Origin of the sequence: Kordia sp. (assembly GCF_045105435.1) — a bacterium.
Taxonomy (GTDB): Bacteria; Bacteroidota; Bacteroidia; order Flavobacteriales; family Flavobacteriaceae; genus Kordia.
This window is the reverse complement of record NZ_JBGCDL010000210.1, coordinates 1-3324: the sequence shown is the minus strand read 5'-3', so window position 1 is coordinate 3324 and position 3324 is coordinate 1. Positions and strand designations below refer to the sequence as shown.

Annotated in this window: 2 protein-coding genes; both read left to right on the top strand. The window is 31.3% G+C overall.

Annotated elements, in window-relative coordinates:
- A partial coding sequence (locus AB8B65_RS10930) for a hypothetical protein (protein WP_405301031.1) occupies positions 1–280 on the top strand: 280 nt, incomplete at its 5' end.
- Positions 281–831: 551 nt separating this feature from the next.
- Positions 832–2700: a hypothetical protein gene (locus AB8B65_RS10925; protein WP_405301030.1), complete on the top strand. Its 1869-nt coding sequence runs from the start codon at positions 832–834 to the stop codon at positions 2698–2700.
- The last annotated feature ends 624 nt before the right edge of the window (positions 2701–3324 follow it).

The following is a 3324-nucleotide window of genomic DNA, read 5'->3' as shown; positions in this document are numbered from 1 at the left end:
AAAACTACTCGATGGAGAAACCATCATTTCAAAAGAACCTGGTAATTCTATGTTGCCACTTCTAAAATCGAAGCAACCTGTAAAGTTGCAGCCCATTTCTTGGGAAAATTGCGAAGCTGGTGATATTGTCTTTTGTAAAGTTCGCGGAAATGTATTTACACATTTGGTGAAAGGAAAAAACGAAAGACGTGGATTGTTAATTGGAAACAATCGCGGAAGAATTAACGGATGGACAAAAAATGTATATGGGAAAGTAATAGAGATATTACCAATGTCATAGACATTCTTCACAATACAAAATTACACATATTTATATAACTACACATTTAACAACAAATCCTGTTGTCTTTTTTTACTTTCAAAACACTGATTACAAGTTAATTAAATTAATTTTTGATTCTGAAAAAATAAAATAATTTCACTACGCATAATAGTTGCGCACTTCTGCAAAATATTTGTCCTGTCGTTAGTAATCAAATACTTCTGACAAACGATCTCAAATATAGTATTGAAACAATATAAAAACAAAAACTGACACAGAAAGTTCCTATTACACTCAGAAAATACTTTCCGTTAGTTCTTAAAAAAAAGACACCAAGAGTTCCTATTACTGGTTCGACTCCAGTGCTCGCAAGAGCATAGTTGGTTATATTACTCTTCGTCTTTTTGAAATAGGTAAAAGGTGTTCCTATAAAACATTCATTCAAAGAAAGCATACACCTCACTTATTAATTTAAACAAAATGAAATGAGCCAAAACTATTAATTCATTGAAACTATATGGTTATTGGCGAATTGCATCTGACAGAATTAATTAAATAAAAATGAACAGATGAAAACATTAAAATTATTTAACGCCGTTGTAGCAAAAGAAAAAACATCTAGTATTTTCGGTGAAATTTCACCTAAAAAGCCATTCATCACTGATGAAGGTTATATTATTGAAACAAAAGCACTTTGGGCGAAACGAAAAATCATCAAATTCTATACTGATGAAAAATTAAATGGTAACGATTTAAACAAGACTTTCTATAAGTCGTGGAGTACGATTAAAAATCACGCTCGTGGTCAATTTTTAATCGAACAAATCAAGCACTATATTTCAACGTATGGCAGTAATTTTCAAGCTGAAATTTTTATTCCTACGCAAGTAGTAAACATTCCAGATGTAAAATTATCATACAAAGTCATCAAAGCATACACCGTTGCAGAAATGCAGGAAAAATGCTTGTCTTTGTTACAATCTGGTATTGCGTTAAAATCGGAAACAGTTGATGAATTGATTTCAATCTTGGCAGATGAATTAAAATACACATTCACAGGTAAAGAAAACATCAAAAACAAAGAAGCCATTGTAAAATTGGCGGAGTTTTATGATATCTATCCTGAAAATGCGGTGGAGTTTTTCAGATACATCATCTACAGAAGTACAGACACGACTTTGTTGATTAAAAATGATGAATTGATCGAATTAATTAAAAACAGTTCGTACAATCCGACACAAGCATTCAATAAATTTGGTTTAGAGAAATTGGCTGAAATCTTCAATCGTTTCAAACCTCTATTTTTAGCATATAAAAGTAAAGCACCAAAAACGATCAATAAGATTAGTAAGCTTTCAAAAAAGCATCACAAACCATTGGTTTCAAATCCATTAAACAACGTGACAAATATTTTGTTAACTGCAAATGATGTACGTTGGTTGGACAATGCAACACCGTTTGCATTATTCAAAGCATTATCGGCTTGTTACAGTCGTATGAATGGTCAAGATGCGTTTTTATACAGAATTCGTAATGGTAAATCCTTTGTAAAATCAAATACTACGACTATTGAACAAAATAGTAAAAACCAGGTTTTACAGAAGATAAAAGAAAAATTGTACACAGCTGAAAAACATGTTGAAACAATTGAAAATGAAGTTTTCGAAAAAAACTATGCGTTTATTTTAAAGTATATCAAACGTAGATTTGATTTATCTAATAAGAAAATATTCTTGCCAGAAGATGTAAAATACGCATTGCCAACTTCCGAAAAAATGTATGTTGGTAACATTCCAACAGGTACGCGTTTTTACGGTAAAAAAATGGCAGTTGGTATCTATTGGAAAGATGCTTGGGGCGCAAATGATTTGGATTTATCTGGTTTAAATATTGGTGGTAAAATTGGTTGGAATGCAACCTACAACCAACAAAATGGTAACTTAATGTATTCAGGTGATATTACCTCAGCGCCAAATGGTGCCGCAGAATATTTGTACGCTAACAAAGGTTTAAACATGCCAACATTGGTAAACAACAATGTATTTTCGGGTAGTGCAACTTGTGAATACAAAATCATTATTGGTACAGGTGATTCCATCAATTACGATTACATGATGAATCCGAATAAATTGTTTGCCGAAATAAAATGTGCTTCGGTACAATCGCAAACAATCTTAGGTATCATGATTCCTAAAAAAGATAAACAATGCTTTGTCTTATTAAACTTTGGTGCTGGTCATGCGCGTATTTCTGGTAACTCAGAAATCTCAGACTTGGCTACAAAAGCATTATACCAACAATGGAACAAACCATTATCATTCAATAAAATTGTAAAGATTTTAGGTGTAGAAATTGTAACTGTAAAGGAACAAGCTGACTTCGATTTTTCTTTGGACACCTTAGAAAAAGATAGTTTCTTAAAACCTTTTAAGTTTTAAGAAAACAAGAGTGAGTTTTAACTTTTCCGCAGTATAGCAGGAGTTTTTCGTTAAGAATTTTTGAAGCCTTGGAAATCGAAGATTCATAAACTCAATAAAAGAAGATAGAAAACCGTGAACTAAAAAATTTAGAAAAACTCATGCGGTTTTAGTTTTTCCCTAAAAAAAAAACTAAAAATACCTCTGGAAATGCTTTGCATACATGAATACCTTAATTTAAAATATAAATGACATGAACTAAAAGCGCACTTTCTTTTGTTGAAGCCTGTGCTGAACTTGATTCAGTATTCTTTGTGCGAGCAAAGAAAACGAAAGTAAGAATATAAAATTCAGCATGTTACTGTAAATATTTATTAAGTTTTATCAGAAAGAAACTTTAATCAATGTTAATTAACAAACACATTTTAACTACGCATAATAATTGCGTAGTAATGATTCAAATTTGTACTATAATTAAAAACAAAATGAAAACAAGCGTAGTATATATCGAAAAATTAAAGCAAGCAATGACTAATGGTTACATTCATAACTGTAAGCATCCAACGGCAAATCTTTGGATATATAACTATACGCAAGCAGCGCAATACGAACAATATTGGACCAAAGAAACCTTGCAATGTAGAG

What these genes read in the sequence shown, in the direction of transcription:
- AB8B65_RS10925 (WP_405301030.1), top strand. Translation starts at nt 832, where the DNA reads ATGAAAACATTAAAATTATTTAACGCCGTTGTAGCAAAAGAAAAAACA.